Origin of the sequence: Clostridium beijerinckii HUN142 (assembly GCF_000621745.1) — a bacterium.
Classification (GTDB): domain Bacteria; phylum Bacillota; class Clostridia; order Clostridiales; family Clostridiaceae; genus Clostridium; species Clostridium beijerinckii_A.
The window spans coordinates 131,886-151,137 of the sequence record NZ_JHXK01000005.1; the positions used below are offsets into that span (position 1 = coordinate 131,886).

Here is a 19,252-nt window from a genome sequence, read left to right on the forward strand (position 1 = left end):
CTAACCATCACCCTTCTTTCACTTCTAAATCAATTTCTTTCATTACGAAATTGGTATGGTGTAAGCTTTGTATTTTTCTTAAAGCACTTACTAAAATAGTTGCCACAAGAAAATCCACATTTTAAAGCTATTTCATTTATAGACAACTCTGTGTTGTGAAGCAATTTCATTGCATGTTGCATCCTAATATTTGTAAGATATTTTAATGGATTTACTCCTGTTTCCTTAGTAAATTCTCTAGTAAAGTGACTAAGAGAAATTCCTAATCCATCAGCTAATGTGTTAATTCCTTCAAGTTTTGAAAAATCATTTTCCATTCTTTCTATGGCTATCCTTGTTCTCATAGAATAATCATCTTGATTATAAGCAACTTTACTACATAACAAGCATAAAAAATGAAAAACTGTTTCACTTCCTACAAAGGGCTGAATATGCATTCCATTCCTTAAGTTTTCATGAAACTTTAATAAATACTGTATTACACTACTATTTTCAGAAAGTGTTATAATCTTTCCTGTCTTGTTCACTATCTTATCATAATAGGGCTTTACAGCAGTCCCTTCAAAATGAATATATAATATCTGCCACCCATCCTCATCTAAATCATCTGGACAATAATATTTTTCGTCATCTGGAATTTCTACAAAAAACGCCTGTCCTGCCTTAATATTATATTTTTCATCTCCTGTTTCAAAAACTCCATAACCCTTTAAAGTATATTGAAACAAATATCCCTTTATATCCCTAAGATTATTATCAAAATAATAATCAGAAGTATTCCTCTTTTCAATTCCCATATCCTTCAATTCAAATGGTGGATTTGGAATTTGGTCAAAAAATACAAAACCATAAGATCCAAATTTATATGACATCAAAAATTCACCTCTTTTATCATTTTATCACTCTTGCAGCTTCAAGAAATGCTGTAATAAACTTAATATAAAGTATCATATTAATATAAAAATGTACAGTATGATTACATCAAAAAAATACGTTATTCATACAAGAGTTTAATGGGATACTTAAGTTAATTTATAAATTTTTCATAGAAAGGATTTTTATTATGCTATTAAAAAACAATTTTGCAAAAACTCCGCCAATGGGTTGGAATAGTTATGATTATTATGATACTACAGTAAATGAAGCCGAAGTAAAAGCTAATGCAGAGTATATGGCAAAACATTTAAAAACTCATGGATATGATTATGTTGTTGTTGATATTCAATGGTCTGATCCTGATGCAGGCACCGATAGAACAAACTACCAATATATAAACTTTAGCCATTTTAATATGGATGAGTATTCTAGGCAGATTCCTGCTGAAAACAGATTTCCATCTTCTAAAAATGGTGCTGGTTTCCGTCCTCTTGCAGACTATATCCATAGCTTAGGTTTAAAATTCGGTATTCATATTATGAGAGGTATTCCTAGATATGCTGCTCATACACATATGAAAATTAAAGGTACTGATATAACTGCTGATAAAATTGCAAACCCTTATTCTGTGTGTAAATGGAATCCTGATATGTATGGAGTTGATTGCCAGAAGCCTGGTGCTCAAGAATACTATAATTCCATTTTTGAACTATATGCGCAGTGGGGTGTTGATTTTGTAAAGGTCGATGATATATGCAACACTAATTTCTATATAGATAATCCATATTCAGCTGAAAAAGAAATCGAAATGATTCATAAGGCTATCTCAAATTCTGGAAGAGATATGGTTTTAAGTCTTTCTCCAGGACCAGCTGTTATAGAAAAGGCTTGGCATTTAGAAAAGTATGCAAATATGTGGCGTATTACTGATGACTTCTGGGATAATTGGGACTTGTTAAAAGATATGTTTAGACGTTGTGAGATTTGGCAAAACCATGTATCAACTGGCTGCTATCCGGACTGCGATATGATTCCAATTGGGTGGTTAGGCAAAGGCTTTGGTCATGAGCGTTATACCAATTTTACAATCGAAGAACAGATTACATTGATGACCCTTTGGTGCATATTCCGTTCTCCCCTAATGATTGGAGCTGAATTGACCAAATTAGATTCCCAAACTTTAGAACTTTTGACAAATGATGAAGTACTTCATTTGATAGCAAATTCACATGGAGCAATTCAAATAGAACGTGATAATAAACATGCAATATGGTTTAGTAGAGATGTTAACTATGATAGTTGTTATTTAGCTCTATTCAATTTATCAGAAGAAAGTCAAATTTTAGACATTTCTTTAAAAGATATTGGAATTAGTACTGAAGTTTCTCCTCGTGATTTATGGAAACATGAAAATTTACCTCTAGTTCAGAATGTACTTATTTCTAATATTCCTCCGCATGGTGCATCATTATATAAATTGAATAAACAGCTGTAGACTAAAAAACTCAATCGCTCCCTGCTAAGTAGACAGCAAAAAAATGAAAACATTTTATTACTTATTGTGTCTGCCATAAGGGAGCATATTATTTTATACTAATTTCCTATTTCTATTATTTCTCCTGCATCTATTTCAATGATCTTTTCATCATATTCAAACCATATTTTTATACTTGATGGATTCTTTATCTTCTTGCCATAAGAACTAAATATTAATCTATTATAGGCCTCAATATACTCATAAATTTCTATGTTTGTTGCATACCAAATATCTTCTCTTTTACCTACATATTTACCAAAATCCTCAATAACATTCCAATTATCATCCGCTTCAAATTCATAGCTATGTCCCCACAGATAAAATAAATAAGGTGAATGAGTCACCTCATCTTCAACAAACTTTTTTGAAAGGTTTTCTAGTTCTGGTGACTTATGATGGCAGGTTGCGGTTAATCTCATCCAATCCCTTGGAATCCTAAAGTCATTAGTTGAAATTACAGTCCTTGCATATACAATCCCACATGCTTTAATTGCTGCAACAACTTTATCATCAAAGGTACCATAAGGATAGGCCATTCCACGTACTATTGTATTGAATTGCCTTTCAAGGTTTTCTCTATCTTTCATTACTTCTTTAATAACAAGATTACTTGATAATTGTTCAAGAAATGGATGTGTTAAAGAATGAACTGCCACTTCCTGACCAGAATTTTTATAAACCTCCGTAACCTGCTTTTCAGTCATTCTACGGTGAATCTGCCCTTCTGGATAAATTGTACCTTCTTCTGCATATACTCCACTATTCAAATTAAAAGTCCCTTTTAATCCATACTTATTCATAATTTCAATTAGACGAATATCCTGTTCTACACCATCATCATAACTTAGTGTAAGAGCCTTAGCTCTGCCTTCAGGGAACCTTAAAAATATACTTGCCATAATATCACTCCTGTTCAATTGTTTTACCCTGATACTTATATATTCACTAAATATTAGTGGACATCTTACCTAGAAATTACCATTAATCATCTGCAGCAAAATTGTTTTCTGTATTGCAAAGGTGTCTTTTCTTTCAGCTGAACGAATTTATTGATGAAATAATCAGTATTGTTATATCCAACTTTCTCTGCAATTTTATAAATTTTATCATCACTACGTTTTAGTAGTTCTGCTGCTTTTTCAATTCTATATGCATTTAAGTAATCCTTAAATGATATACTATACTGCTTTTTAAATATTTGACCTAAATATGCACTATTAATATAGTATTTTTCACTTAAATATTTTAAACTTAATTTTTCCATGTAGTGTTCTGAAATCTCTTTATCAATTTGATTCAAAATCCCTTGAAATGAGTTTTGTCTTAATTGACTTAAATATTCTGCAAATTCTAAAGAAAATGTCTTTAGATGGTTTGCACTTCCTCTGCTTATCATTTGTTCAAAAGAAACAGAACTAATATACTGCATTACTTCCTCTTGATTTATTTCTGAATCTAATTCTTTTGCAATATTAATAAGATTACATAATAAATAATTTATATTGATTTTTATTATATCTAAATTTATTTTATATTCTCTAAAACTCGTATAAATCCTATCAACACACTTTATTATTTCTTCCTTATTATTATCCTCAATTTCATGAATTAGGTAATCCATGTACTGTTTTCCTGCATTACAGCTTAACTCTTTTCTCTTTGCCATTTCATCATAATAAGTGATATTGTTTTCAATTGAAAAATCAGAAAATAACTTAGCCACAGTAGCAGATTTATATGATAATGATATTTCTTCAATACTATTTACTTTCTCACCTATATAAATAAAGAAATCATGTTTTTGAATCTGTTGCATACCAGATTTAAAGTTTAAAATATATTCACTCTCGTTCATTCCTTTTTCTTTTGCTAATCTTTTATCATAAATAAATCCAATATCATAGCATTCTTTTGACTGTCCCATATCAATAATTACATTATAATAATTTTCACCCAACCAACTAATCATGTTTTGATAGAAAATTTGCTGCTGTTCCATTTTTTCATTCTCTGATATGTTAATTTCATCATTATTACAATAATTAATTTCAATGATCATATATCTGAGCTCAGAAGAAAACATTTGACGCTTTTTAATATATTTCAGATTGGAATCATTGCATTTACCATATATAATCTCATTTAGAAATCTATCATATACAACTTTGTCTTTTATTTTCTGTACGGTATTTTGTTTTTTCTGCTTCATATACTCTTCTTTAAATGAATTTAGCACTTTAACTAGTTCATCTCTTTGAATTGGCTTTAGAATATAATCAGTTACATTACACTTTATCGCTTTCTTTGCATATTCAAACTCATAATATCCACTCAATACAATTATTTTTATCTCAGTCAATATATTTTCACGCACATACTCAATTAATTCAATTCCATTCATTTCTGGCATTTTTATATCTACAATGAGTAAGTCCACATCTTTTGTTTCTAATTCCTTTATTGCCTCAATGCCGTTAGCAGCCTCTCCAACAATTTCATAACCATATTGTTCCCAATTAATTAGAATTTTTAACCCTTGCCTAATAAATGGTTCATCATCTACTATCAACACCCTTATCATAATATCCTCCCAAATTAGAAATTATTATTCTGATTCTCTTTAACAAAAGAATTGCTTACCCCTGGCTCATCAAGAAAAATCTGTATTGTAACATCCGTTCCTTCCTTTGGTTTACTGTCAATTTCGAACTGCATATTATTATTACAATACATTTGCAAACGCATATAAGTATTAAGTACACCTGTACTTTTGCTGTTATTAAGCATATCTATTTCTGCATTTCTTAGCTTGTCTCTAATTGAATTCAACTGATCTTCCTCCATACCACTTCCTGTATCTGAAATCTCTATGAATAATCTACTATCATACTTAAATATGGAAACATTAATACTAGCATTATGGGATACTTCTTCAATACCATGAACACAAGCATTTTCAACAAAACTTAAAATTGATAGTTTCGGAATCCTTATTCTCTTACAATCTCCCATAACATAAAAACTAAAAGTTAATTTTTCCCCAAACCTATATTTTTGTATTTGAAGATAATTTTCCACAAAGAGCATCTCGTCTTCAATTGTAATATAATCTTCTCCCCAATTTATTGTCTTTCTTAGCAATGCTGATAAATTTTCAATTATTTCTGCTGTTTCACTTTCACCTTTAATTAAACTTCTCATTCGAATACTTTCAAGAGTATTAAACATAAAATGAGGGTTTACTTGACTTTGAAGTGCTTTTAATTCAGCCTGCTTTTTTGCAAGTTCAAGCCTTTGCTTTTCTGCATCCCTTTTAAACACTACTTCTATTAATTCCTTAATTCTTAATACCATTAAATTATAGCTGCGAATTAATTTCCCTATTTCATCTTGTCCATCATTATACTCTATTGTTGAAAATTCCTCATTTTCTACCTTTCCTAAATATATACCAAGCAGTGTTACCCTATAACCTATAGAGTGAGATACCAAAATAATAATAATTGTAGGCAACAATAAATTAAATATCGCTAGTCCAAATAATATTTCTTTTCTCTCTACAATTTTTGATAAAGGACTGACCTCATTTGCCGTGATAATAATATTCCATGCTTCATTTGCTACCTTAAATCTAAAAAAGTCGTTTAACTTAACATCCTTTTCTTCTATAGAATCTATTGTGTCAAATTCTTCTGTACCAACGTTAGATTTTTTATTAGAAAATAATATATAACTCTTATTACATACATATAAATTATCTTCCATTTTTTCATTTAAAATATCATTTAATATAACATTATAATCAACGTCAATTTTCAAAATATTCTCATGCGTTTTGTCGAAGTTGTCTAACTTTCTTGTAATGCTAATTGTTCGTGCAGTATTATTTATTCCATAATTCTTCCTATTATCATCATAATATACTGATATAGTCATATCTTCATTATTGTTATAGAATTGCCTATACCACTCACTTTGGCGTGTTTCTGATGTTAATTTTCTAAAATTACTACTATTACTAATAGTATCATTATCGGTATATATAGTAACTTGATATACATGTTGAGAATTATAGTAGTAATTGATTACATTATTTTGTAATAAATAATTATATCTTTCATAGTAATCAAGAAGATTATCATACCTTCTTGTAATAAAATCATTTAAAGTTATGTCATTATGCAAATGATTTGATACCAATACACAATCATCTAAAACTGAACTCAAATTATATTTAACCCTTTCTATTGCATGCTCCATTGTTATTCTTTGCTCTCTTACCTCGTTACTTTTTATAGTTATATACACTATAGAGTTAGTAACTATCATAGGAATTAGAACACAGAATAAATATATTATTATTAATTTTGATCTAATACTATAATTATTCAATATTTTAAAGTTCTTCATTTTATTACCCTCTTAAAAAATAATACGCACTTGTATTCTATGAATATAATATAACATCATAGTAAAATAATCAAATAATTGATGTTATTTCCAATTAGTATACTCTCTTGTTACAAAAACTTTTTATTTAACTACCTTAAAATATTTATAAGTATTATTATCTATTTTGATTTTATATTTAATTTATCATAACAATGCTTTTATATATCTAAATCAAAATATAAATAACTTTATATTATAATATTAATTGAAACATTTGCTAATTGGGGATTCAAGTCTTTGTCCTCTGTTAAATCTAGTACTGGATAACCATCTATATCAAAATGTACTCGACGAATTCCACTACTTCTTGGTGCATCAACTCCAGGTCTTGCATGATAAAGATTCCATACAATTCCATCATCGTCAGTTACATATGAGTTATGTCCTGTTCCATATTCTCCGGGAACACTTCTAGCAGTTAAAAGTGGATAGTTCCCCTTTGTCCAACTGTTTGGATTTAATAAATCTGCATCTTTTTCAGCAGTTAAAAGTCCTATAACATAAGTCGAATCTATAGCTGCACTTGAAACGCTTAAAAATATCTTTTCATCTTTAATAAGAGCAAATGGCCCTTCATCAACAAAGGTATGGTTATTTGCCCAACCATATTCTGGCTTGGAAATAATTACTAGATCACTTATTAATTTCCACGGTTCTTTTGGATCAATCTTTGCAATATAAAGCCATGCTCCAAGATCTACAGGCAAAAACTGGCGTTGTGACCAACAAACATAGTAATCACTGCCCCATTCAAATACGGTCATATCAAGAGATATAGTTTTTCCCGCTTCACATAATTCTGTGCCATCTTTCTTTACAATTCGCTGTGGTCTTGACCAATCTGCAGCACACATTGGATCACCATCTTTTTTGAGCTTCATAAAATGAGATTCTACGCAGAAAAATTCGCCTGTTGTTGCGGCATGAAAAATATATAATTCACCTTCTATGATATGAAATTCTGGTGCCCATAATAAATTCTTGATATCATCATATGTGTCTGAATCTAGTATTAATGCTTCTTCTGCTGTTACAAGCTCAGGTATACTGTCTGCTTCTCTCATATATAATGTATGATTTTCATCAGCATCATTAGTTGCAATAAAATAATACTTTCCGTTCCATTTTATAGCACATGGATCTGCACGATTAATAGCAATTGGAAATTCATAATGATCTTGATGTATAGTGCCTGTAATCCTATATGTTCCTTCTTTATTCCAATCTATTTCACCTGTATTCCAATCTATAGTCTTTAAGTCAGTTGTCCCATCACTATAAATAGCAGTTGCTTTTACATCTTTTAAATCCTCTTTAGATGTCACTTTCACACTGCTTGGAATTTCAATTTTGATATTTGTTGGAGCAGTTAGTTTACAAATAATTCTATGAGCTATTTCTGTAGATACATTTATTACATTGCGTGGTACTATCCCTTCTATATCACTCTTTACACTATCTATCGCAAAAGCTTCTGTTCTTTCTGGCATTGAAGCATCCTCTAGATTTGTAATATTAGTGATGGAATTCTTATAATAGTTTCCACTTTCATCACTCCAATGAATAAAATAAGTTTTCATTTCTTCATTATATTCGCATGCCACATCATTTACATATGCATCACTTTTTAAATTAATTAAACCTATTTCTTTATATTGCAATAAATCTGATGATGTAAATAATAAAACAGAGCCTTTACTTTGACTATCATTTTCTCCATCTTGTTTTGTGCGTACAGCTATAACTCCAAAAGTATTATCTTTCATATGAAAAATATAAGGATTTTTCAAACTCTTTGCATTAAGAGATCCGTCCTCATTTTCAGTTGCTTTAGCAAATAAAACACCTGAATTATGATTTAAATCTTCAAACTTTATTCTATCATCGCTATAGGCAAGATGCATACTATATGCTAACTTAGTAGAATATATGTCATCTTCTTGTGGAGCTCTAGTGTAGCAAAGTATATAGTTAGCAGTTTTTTTCATTTCTGATATCATTTTTAATCCATCTCCTTAATTTATAATTTCCAAATAGCATTGTATAGTTATTATCTCTTACTTTAAAATGCTATACTTAAACTTAGAAAACTCAGCAGTTCCACCAATTTCCTTCGTGGAAAATAAGAATAAACCAAAGCGACACCCTACAAACTGATCCATTTTCCATACCATATTATGTGTGATACCTAATTTAATCCATTCTTCTCCATCTTGATAATAAAACTCACACTCGTCTTTATTGTCTACGAAACAGCCGTGTGCCTTAAGTACAACTTTGTTTTCCTTTATAGGAATCCTCGCATACTCAGTTCCCGGCTCATTATCTATCAAATTTCCAAAGATGGATTTGTCATCAGTTTCTCTTGCTAACATCACCAAATAATATTTGTCTTCTTCTTTGGTGAGTGCAATCAATCCGTAGGAACTGATTAGAAAGCATAAACCAGCATAATCACCATTTTTAAGTTCACTACCATCCAAATTTACAGTAACTTCACACGCAGGTCCCATGGCACGTTGTGTAAGTGTATTTACTGCATAATTTAAATTCGGACTTATTTTTCCTGAATGGATGCGATATGTTCCTGGCTTTTCTGTTACTGACCATAAATTATTTGACGGTATATGATTCCACTGCCAGATATCCTTTAAATGAATCTTGTGGTTATCATCCGGTTTATAAATAAAATCATCATCTCCAACAAGCGGTTTATATTCATAATCTGATCGTGTACTCGGAATCTCAATATGTTCAGGAGCTTTTTTATCAAATACCGGAAAGCCATTTTCAAAGCGCAGTGGTACAAGAACTGGTATACGTCCAACAGCACCATGATCTTGAAATAACATTGAATACCAGATACCATCAGGAGTATCTACTATTCCTCCTTGCGCTACACCTGAATTAAAATATCCCATATCATCATCAAAAACCTCTCCCCCAACAAATTCTCCCTCTAAAGATTCTGCTACAAAGCAAGCTTGAGTTCTTCTATGATGTCCAAACTTTGGTATATGAATAAAAAATGCATAATACTTACCATTAATTTTATAGAAATGAGCTCCTTCATACCCAAGGTAAAACTCTTGTGTCTCTCTCACAATTATTCTATTTATTCCACCTGCTCTAGGGCTTGAAAGCTCCTTATTTAATTCTGTGAGATGAATTTCAGTGTTACCGTAAATAATATAAATTCTGTCGTCATCATCAAATAGCAATGAACAATCGTGATAGAAGCCTTCTATTATTTGTTTTTTCCAAGGTCCAGCTATATCTGTAGCTGTAAACAGATATGTCTTTTGCGTATCATTTGCTACAAAACATACATAAAATTTTCCCTTATGATAACGAAGGGAGGCTGCCCACATTCCTTTTCCATAGATATGTTTTTCACCTTCTAGTTTCTGACCTTGTGTATCATCTAAGGCTTCATATACATAAGTTGCTACTTCCCAGTTTATAAGATCATAGGATTGCATAATAACGCAACCTGGCATAAAATGCATTGTTGTAGTAACCATATAGTAAGTATCATCTACTCGTATTATATCTGGATCTGGATAGTCAGCCCAAATAATGGGATTACCTCTCATATTAGAACCTCCTCTCTTATTTTGAATATATATATCCTCTATCACTTTTTTGATCTACTGGAAATACTTCAAAATATGTCAAAGCATTCTTGCTTAAATTCAGCTTAATTGTAGTCTCTTCCTTCTCTGCTGCCACTCGCTCCGTAGTAACTAATGGCATTGAGCTTCCACGAAGTAATGCATTCTGTGCTGGCGTCGGATATGCTGGTTCTCCAATATCATGCCAAATCTTAAGAGGATTACAACACACTTCATCAACAGTTTTTACTAATAGACATGCCTCTTTGCTCATTGGCAGTGTAAAATTCAACTCCAAGTCTCGGTCTGCCTCAACATTTTTTATTAAATTCCACGCAACACCTTTATAGCTTCCGTCTTGTGTTTTTACTATAACAGCTTCCTCAGATCGATGTACGCACTCACCTTGCAGCTCTTTAAAGAATGCAAATGTCCAAAAGGTTGGTTTTGGAATTACACCATTAGCAACAAGACCAAAACCGCCATGGAATGGAGTAAATGGAACTCCATTTTCTTCAAAAATATCTCCAAAGGTCCAATAAGAATATGAGGCATTGCAATCACCTAAGCTAGAAAGAAGCTTAGCGATATAAGCAGCATTAACATTTTGATCGTGTAGCGGACAATTGGGAATATAAGAAGTATTAAATTCCGTTATGTGGATATCCATACCTTTATATTCTTCATAACTATCTACAATATCCCTAGTTATCTGCAATTCCTTAAGTAAATTTTCTGGCTCACGCAATTCTTGATATCCATAATGCCCAATATGTTCAGGCGCTTCTGTTGCATAAGCATGTCTTGTTACGAAATCTATTGGAGCAGAACTTTCATGGCAAAAATTCATAAAATCCTTCATCCAGTTCACATCATCAACACCGCAAATTGCAGGCCCTCCGATTTTAAATCTTTTATCCAGCTCTTTAATGGCTTTTGCTGTGAATTCATACAATTTAAAATACTCTTGCTTGTCTGCATTTTTCCAAAAAGCATTTAAGTTTGGTTCATTCCATACCTCAATCGGCCATTTTACCACTTCGTCTTTCCCATAACGTTCCATTAAATGTCTTAATGTTGCCTGAATAAGAGCATTCCATCCTTCATAATTTCTTGGTGGTGTCACATTTCCTTTCCAATAAAATACTGTTTGATCTCCAGAAGCTAATTTCTGTGGCATAAATCCTAATTCTAAAAATGGACGTATCCCAAGTTCAAGATAAGAATCCATAACCATATCAAGATACGTAAAGTTATACTCTGCAGTCATATTTCCAATATCATCTTTATACTCCTGATAAATTGCCATGTCGTCAGAAAACAATCCATGCCCGCGAATATGAGAAAAATGTATGTTGTCTTGAACATATTTCAATTGTTCTTGATAAGCTTTATGAAGTGCAAGTCCCATTCTTCCCGTTCCAATGCAGAACAATGCATTATTGTTAAATGTAATTTTCTTTCCCTTTATTATAGAATAATGTTTAATCATATATTATCTTCTTACCTTTCTTACTTACATACTTCAAGTATATTGCTAAAACTTACTGTGCTTGAAGGAGTCGCTGATATCCAGCCACTCCTTCATGTTAATTCTTCTTACGTTATAATCCATCAAAGTTATAATTTTAAGTATATATTGATTAGAATAACAATTTATTTTCTCTTTATATTTCATACTACTATTTACATTCAGTATCTAAAGTTAATCAACAAGTTTTAAATTACCCACATTTCTCATAGTAGACCAAGTTTGACCAGTTGAATCTGACCATATATTTATTCCGTTTCTTACACCTCCAGCAGCATCATTTACTTGAGCATCAAATCCTATAATTTGATTAGCTACAACCTCATTGTGCAAAGGTATAGCCATTTCTACTATATATCCATTATCAGTTACTTTTGTGGCTGATTTGAATTTATCAGTAATCCTGCCTCCTCCTCCACTTTGCTCATTATCATAATTAACTCTATATTGAGCATCATCATTATCATAAGCTGAAGTTCTTGCATCATTTTCATCTATAAATACCTCAACTGAATCCTGCTCATACGCATTCTTACTAGACTTATCCAATTTGCTATCTGTTACTTCATATAATACATAAATATAATCCTTATCCCATAAAGTTCTAACTTTAGCCTTAGCTGCATTTGTACCTTGTAAACTTATATCTGTGCTTATAACATTAGCATTTCCCCATATATCATCTATATTACCATCAATAGTAGGTGTTCCTTTTCTAGTTTCTACTGATTTTGACTCTGGATTACATACCAATATTCCACCATTTTCTGGTTTCATTGTTCCACCACTTACATAATCATTCCAAACTACTGATGAATTTAATATTCCATAAGTATCGTAATCATTAACTCTCATATCAAATTTAAGTTCAGTTCCAACTTTTGGCTCAATAGTTCCTAATGGTAATTTGGCTTGTATTTGATACCCTTTTGATGTTGAAATAACCTTAACTGTATCAGTATTGCGTTTAACCGAATATTTTACATATTTACCTGTACCGTCATCTATAAATATATCTACTCCATCATTATTTGAAATTGTTGCATCATTTACGTCTGCAAAAACATATATATTCTTTGAATCCCACATGGTTTTCACTTTAGCTGTAGCCCCATCAATTCCGCTTATATATGAGTTAACATCAAAAGGCTTAACCATCATCCATTTTGAATCCAAAGTATTTCCAATAACAGGTGATCCATTTGAGGCACTTGTTTTTTGCTTAAAAACATTAGCCTTTGAAGGATCAACAAGTGCCCAATAAGCTGGCTTAGCCTGTAAGCTTCTATCGAAAAGTAATGGAGAATCTGGTCTGTTCTTTGCCGGGAAATTATCTAACCATGTATCATCATCTGAACCGCCCCAAAACATGACTAAACCTAAATTACCCTTTTTAGCTTCATCTTTATAGACATCAAATATTGCTTTATATTTGCTTGCTTCCTGTGCTAAAACATCCGCTGTAACTGTTTTTGTACTTTCATTGCTACCGTTATAAATAGACATATCTAATTCTGTAACTTGAACAGTAAACTTTGGATTATATTTCTTTAAACCTGCAAATTTCTCAATATCATCCTTGATTTGTCCAGCCGATGGATTGTACATAGAAATGTGACTTTGAAGACCCACACCACCTACTGGAATGCCTTTTTTAAGCATTCTCTCAATTAAATTGTATAAATCATCTCTCTTTCTAGTACTTCCTTCAGTGCCGTAATCGTTTATAATCAGCGTAGCATCCGGATCAGCCTCATGAGCATATTTGAAGGCTAATTCAATATAATCATCATCATAGCCGTCGCCATCAATATCTCCTATTATAGATTTCCATTTTGATTTTTCATCATCACCTCTTAAACCACTTTTGTCTGAAATAACTTCATTTGCAACATCCCAATACTTTATCTTTCCTTTATAGCGGCCAACTACAGTTTTTATATGCTTTTCCATTCTGCTTCTTAGCTGTTCGCTTGTAGCCGGCTTAGCTTTATCAGTTGGATCTTGAAAGAACCAATCAGGTATCTGACTATGCCAAACTAAAGTATGTCCCCTTAATATCATGTTGTTTTCTTCACCAAACTTTACATACTTATCTGCATCATCCCAATGAAAATTGCCTTCAGTTGGCTGTAGTGCATCCGGCTTCATAAAGTTACCTGGTACTAGTGCATTATATTGATATTTTATAAACCCAGAATGTGGATTACTACTATCCATCATACTTGGATTAAGTTCTGTTCCAACAGGGAAATAATCTTTAAATACATCTTTTAATGCTGGAATATCCTTTTGATAATCTTGTTTAACTACTTGAGTCTGAGCTAATATATCTCCTGTATCTGCGAATACAGGTTTACAGCTAACGGCCGCATATATTCCACTAAGTAAAGAACCTGCAATAATTAAACTCATCAATTTTAATCTTTTTTTCTTACTAAACAACCTATATCTCTCCTTATTACAATATTCATATAAATAGTTTCAATTGAAAATTAACTCCTCTTATGTTTAATGTAATATCTAACTTTGTATTTTGAGAAATGGTTATATATTAAAGTATATTATTTATACTCAAACCAGTAGAAATCCGCATAATTATCAGTGGTTTTTCCATTACTACTTGCATACATTCCAATTGTACATCCTACAAAGCCACCTGCTACTTCTGTACTTAAATTTTTAGTACTAACATCCTTTTGTAATAATTTATAGCTAGTACTATCTGTTCCATAATATAAATCTAATTTTTGCCCTTTGCTTACCATTTTCAAACAAAATTTATTCGAATTTACTTCAACTTCATTAATTAAAGTATCTTTACCCTTATTACACTCTATAATTTGTAATACTTCTCTTCCATTTCTCTTCGTACATTCATACCTAATATGATATTCATTGCTCTGGACTATAGCTATTCCTGCACTTTCGTTTTCATTATTCGGTTTAAATTCCATCATAGTAGATGCAATATAATGATACTCTTTTTGCCTAATCCCTACATAAGCCGGGTTATCTAAATCTTTTAAAGACTGCTCCTTCAAGTGCAGGCGAAGACAACCTTCTTTTTCCATTAATGAATATAAATTTTCACTTGGATTTCTTAAAAACATCCAAGTATCATCTAATTCTTTTCCATAGAAATGATAGCAAGATTCCTTAGGTTCTACTTCATATTCTGGTAATTCATGCTCTTGTTCTAATTCTAATATTCCAGAGCTTGGGTTAGCTACTGGCCATCCATCTTCCCAGATAACTTTAGCTAAAAAGGTTTCTCTTCCAGTGTTACAATATCCATCGCAGGTTCTACTTGCTAACATTACCATAAACCATTTATCATCTAGCGTTTTAACTAAGTCTCCATGTCCAACATGCTTTATTGGATAGCTTTTTCCTAAATGTCTATGAGTAATTATAGGATTACGTGGACATCCTTCATACTTTCCATAAATTGCTGTACTTCTTGCGATAGTAACGCAGTGTTCAGGACCTGTTCCCCCTTCTGCTATCATTAAATAATAATAACCATCTTTCTTATATAAATGAGGGCCTTCAGGCCATATTACCTCCCTAAGTGCACCTTTCCATATTTTATGGCTATCGCCTATAAGACACATATCATTCAAATCTAATTCTTGAATCCATACTTCCCAATCTCCATTGTAGCGCACACCTTCTGGATTTGGTCTTGTTCCTATATAATATGCTTTTCCATCATCATCAAAGAATAGGCTTGGATCAATTCCAATTGCTCCTTCTAACCAATACGGATCAGACCATGGCCCCTCAGGCTTTTCTGCTGTTACAATAAAGTTTCCTCCATGAGAGATATTTGTGGTTATTAAATAATAGATTCCATTATTATAACGTAAGGTAGGTGCAAATATTCCCTGCGAATGACCTGCACCCTCTAAATTTAATTGTGATTCTCTAGTAAGTACATTCCCAATTTGCTCCCAGTTAACTAAATCCTTGCTATGAAAAATTGGAACTCCTGGAAAATACGCAAACGTAGATGTGACCAAATAAAAGTCCTCTCCTACCGCACATATTGATGGATCTGGATAAAATCCAGATAAAATTGGATTTTTTATTTTATTCATTTCTGCTTCCCTCTACTTCCAAATTCTATAATTTCCACTTAACGCCAAGAAGGCGAATAAATATAAACAGTTATCATAATATCTTCTTTCACCTGTCCTAAGAGGTATATTCCAAAATAAATCAACACATTCTTTTCTATACATCCCTTTGCTTGCTAAAGAAGCCATTGCGTTAGTTGCTATAATTGCTACTGGATGAAGGGCTTTTTCTTCAATAATTGTGCCATCTATTTCATATATTAAATCCGCTTTACCTTTAACTGTTTCACAGAAAAAAGTTTGAATTTTATCTGCACACTCACATTCCCACTCTGAACTTTCAAACCATTCGTAAGATAAGCCTAAATTAGCTGCTACTCTATAAGCATCACTATAGAATCTTTCATGATGGCCTTTATCCCAAGGTGAATCACATGGTACTCCATCATACTTCGAATACTCTGGTGCGAGTCCTGTAATAGGATGACAAGCTTTTTTTAGATACTCTCTGCTACACTGCGCTGCCTCTTTCCAAAATTCATGATCTTCTTCATTACACCAAAGAGAAAATAATTCATAAAAATGTGGTAAATGATATGATGGATCAGTAAAATGAAGATTTGGAACAAACTTTATTAATTTATTACTTGGCTCCCACATTGGATCTCCTGGCTCTTTTTCTCCTTTGTGGATACATTCATGAAGAAGATCTCTTGCCTCTTTTGAATAATTAAAAATTCCCTTTCCATCTCCCCATCTATTTGCCGCAAAAAATAACGCCATTGCAAAATATTCTTCTCCATCAGGTGCAGGTCCATAAGCATTCTTCTCTCCACTTAGCTTAACAGACCATGCAAAATATCCTTTATTTAGACCTTCGCCCATATACATATAAGTTTTTGCCCATTTCCATAGCCGATCGAATTCTCCTTTCATATTCCTTTGAACACACATCATCATGGCATAAGACATGCCCTCTGTTCTGGCATCATTATTACCTGTATCAACAAAGTAGGCCATATCATCCCCAACGGGATGATATAACCTTTCTGATTCATTTCCATAAAAAATTGTTCTATAAATATCTTCTAATCTTTCTTCTATCTCTCTGTCTGAATGACCACATTCTTTAAAGACATTATGATAATTATCCGTTTTATAAGCACTCATTTGCATTGCTCCTTGTATAGTATAGTCTGTAAATTAAATTTTTTATTTCACTTATTATCTTCTATTCCTTTACCCCTCCAATAGTAAGTCCAGATACAAAATATCTTTGTAAGAATGGATATAAGCATACTATTGGTAAAGCAGTTACGATTGTAATAGCTGCTCGAAGAGATTTTGGTGTAACCATATTACCTGCGTTCTTAACCATATCTATTGTTCCTGAGCTACCTTGTTGTGTTGATGCTGATAATACTTTCATAAGCTCATATTGTAATGTTGTTAGTGATGGGCTTGCTGAATTATAAAGCATTGCATCAAACCATGCATTCCATTGGTCTACAGCCACGAATAGTGCAACAGTTGCAAGTACTGGTTTACACAAAGGTAATATGATTTGAATAAAAATCCTAAAATCACCTGCTCCATCAATTTTTGCTGATTCAACTAAGCTATCTGGAAGCCCGTTTATGAAAGTTCTAATAACAATCATATTAAAAGCACTAATTAAACCTGGTAAAATATATACTAAAAAATTATTTGTTAAGTGAAGATATTTCATCAATACATAAACTGGAATCATACCTCCACCAACATACATTGTTAGCACATAGAAAAATGAAAGTTGCTTTTTAAATAGGTAGTCTTTTCTACTAAGAACATACGCAAGCATTGCTGTTAAAAATACTTGCAGTGCTGTACCAATTACAGTTCTTGAAACCGATATAAATGCAGCTTGTATCAAGTTCTGATTATGAAATACTGTTTGATAATTTTTTAGTGTAAACATTCTTGGCAACAGATATATTCCGCCACGCACAGAATCAATTCCATCATTAAACGAAACAGCTAGTGTATTTAAAATTGGATACAATGTTACAATTATAAATATTACCATAAACATACCTATAAGACTGTCAAAAAAAATATCACTTTTACTTCTTCTCCTAAAACCTACCATTTGATGCTCCTCCTTTAGAATAACCTTTCTTCACCAGCTGATTTTGCGAATCGATTTGCTATATATATTAACGTTACACTGATTACGCTTTTAAATATGCCTGCTGCTGTAGCTAATGAATAGTTATTTAAGCTAATACCATATTTTAGTACAAAAATATCTATTGTTTGCGATACATCTTGAACAAGACCATTTCCAAGTAGGTATTGCACCTCGAAACCTGCGTTAACGATATTCCCAATGTTCATTATTAGTAATATAAATATTGTTGATTTTATGCCTGGTAATGTAACATGAAGCATCTTTTTAAATCTTCCCGCTCCATCTATTTCAGCTGCTTCATATAAATCTGGATTAATAGAAGTGATAGCTGCAAGATATATAATGCTTCCCCATCCTACTTCTTTCCAAACATTTGTTAATCCTACTATTCCCCAGAAATATTTTGTATCAGCAAAAAAATTTATAGGTTGACTTATGATATGTAATCCAACTAAAATTTGATTAATAATACCTGTTTCTGGTGAGAGAACATCTGCAACAATTCCTGTTACAATTATCCATGAAAGAAAATGAGGTAAATAAGAAATTGTTTGTACAAATTTTTTAGCTAACATTAACCTAACTTCATTCAATAATAAAGCAAAGCCAATAGAACATATAAAACCTAATGTTAAATTAATTAAACTCATGCATAAAGTATTTCTTATAACCTTTATAAAATTTGGATCAGAAAATAATATTTTGAATTGATCAAGACCACACCAAGTTTGGTTAAATAAACTTTTTGCAGGTTTAAATTTCTGAAATGCCATAAGCCAACCGACAAGAGGTGTATAATTAAATATGAATGTATATATTACAAATGGAATAGACATTAAAATTAACGTTTTTTGTTTTTTCATATTCTTCATTAAATTATTTTTTGTTTTTATTTCTGGATTTGGATTAATATCTTTTACTTCTAATTCCATGTTCAGCCTCCCTTTATATGTTTTTAAAAAATTTTTAAGAATAGGGATCTAAACAGAT

The 19,252-nt window shown here is 31.7% G+C and carries 13 protein-coding genes; 1 reads left to right on the forward strand and 12 read right to left on the reverse strand.

Annotated elements, in window-relative coordinates; all coding sequences use genetic code 11:
* Positions 1-29 precede the first annotated feature (29 nt).
* Positions 30-872, reverse strand: a complete 843-nt coding sequence (locus tag T483_RS30040) for an AraC family transcriptional regulator (protein ID WP_026885058.1) — start codon at positions 870-872, stop codon at positions 30-32.
* A 191-nt stretch (positions 873-1,063) separates the two neighbouring features.
* Between T483_RS30040 and T483_RS0100605 the strand changes: the two genes are divergently transcribed.
* Complete coding sequence (locus tag T483_RS0100605; RefSeq protein ID WP_026885059.1) at positions 1,064-2,371, forward strand: glycoside hydrolase family 27 protein; 1,308 nt, start codon at positions 1,064-1,066, stop codon at positions 2,369-2,371.
* Positions 2,372-2,469: 98 nt separating this feature from the next.
* Here the strand turns inward: T483_RS0100605 and T483_RS0100610 are convergent, their stop codons facing one another.
* The 11 genes from T483_RS0100610 to T483_RS0100660 all read right to left on the reverse strand — a co-directional run bounded on the left by T483_RS0100610 (position 2,470) and on the right by T483_RS0100660 (position 19,194).
* A complete protein-coding gene (locus T483_RS0100610; RefSeq protein WP_026885060.1) occupies positions 2,470-3,312 on the reverse strand; it encodes a polysaccharide deacetylase family protein in 843 nt (280 codons plus the stop codon).
* A gap of 86 nt (positions 3,313-3,398) precedes the next feature.
* On the reverse strand, positions 3,399-4,994 hold the full coding sequence (locus T483_RS0100615) for a response regulator transcription factor (protein WP_026885061.1): 1,596 nt from the start codon (positions 4,992-4,994) through the stop codon (positions 3,399-3,401).
* A 14-nt stretch (positions 4,995-5,008) separates the two neighbouring features.
* Positions 5,009-6,823 (reverse strand): sensor histidine kinase, encoded by a 1,815-nt coding sequence (locus T483_RS0100620; RefSeq protein WP_026885062.1) that lies wholly within the window; start codon positions 6,821-6,823, stop codon positions 5,009-5,011.
* 230 nt (positions 6,824-7,053) lie between these two features.
* Positions 7,054-8,865 (reverse strand): family 43 glycosylhydrolase, encoded by a 1,812-nt coding sequence (locus tag T483_RS0100625; RefSeq protein ID WP_026885063.1) that lies wholly within the window; start codon positions 8,863-8,865, stop codon positions 7,054-7,056.
* Between the two features lie 57 nt (positions 8,866-8,922).
* On the reverse strand, positions 8,923-10,461 hold the full coding sequence (locus tag T483_RS0100630) for a glycoside hydrolase family 43 protein (RefSeq protein ID WP_026885064.1): 1,539 nt from the start codon (positions 10,459-10,461) through the stop codon (positions 8,923-8,925).
* A 16-nt stretch (positions 10,462-10,477) separates the two neighbouring features.
* Positions 10,478-11,971, reverse strand: coding sequence for a GH39 family glycosyl hydrolase (locus T483_RS0100635; RefSeq protein ID WP_026885065.1), 1,494 nt, complete (start codon positions 11,969-11,971; stop codon positions 10,478-10,480).
* Positions 11,972-12,184: 213 nt separating this feature from the next.
* Positions 12,185-14,455: an endo-1,4-beta-xylanase gene (locus tag T483_RS28585; RefSeq protein WP_051560253.1), complete on the reverse strand. Its 2,271-nt coding sequence runs from the start codon at positions 14,453-14,455 to the stop codon at positions 12,185-12,187.
* A 119-nt stretch (positions 14,456-14,574) separates the two neighbouring features.
* Entirely contained in the window at positions 14,575-16,113 is a 1,539-nt protein-coding gene (locus T483_RS0100645; protein ID WP_026885066.1) for a glycoside hydrolase family 43 protein, read from the reverse strand.
* Positions 16,114-16,125: 12 nt separating this feature from the next.
* On the reverse strand, positions 16,126-17,262 hold the full coding sequence (locus T483_RS0100650) for a glycosyl hydrolase family 8 (protein ID WP_026885067.1): 1,137 nt from the start codon (positions 17,260-17,262) through the stop codon (positions 16,126-16,128).
* A gap of 61 nt (positions 17,263-17,323) precedes the next feature.
* Positions 17,324-18,220: a carbohydrate ABC transporter permease gene (locus T483_RS0100655; RefSeq protein ID WP_026885068.1), complete on the reverse strand. Its 897-nt coding sequence runs from the start codon at positions 18,218-18,220 to the stop codon at positions 17,324-17,326.
* 14 nt (positions 18,221-18,234) lie between these two features.
* Positions 18,235-19,194, reverse strand: coding sequence for an ABC transporter permease (locus T483_RS0100660; RefSeq protein WP_026885069.1), 960 nt, complete (start codon positions 19,192-19,194; stop codon positions 18,235-18,237).
* Positions 19,195-19,252: the final 58 nt, after the last annotated feature.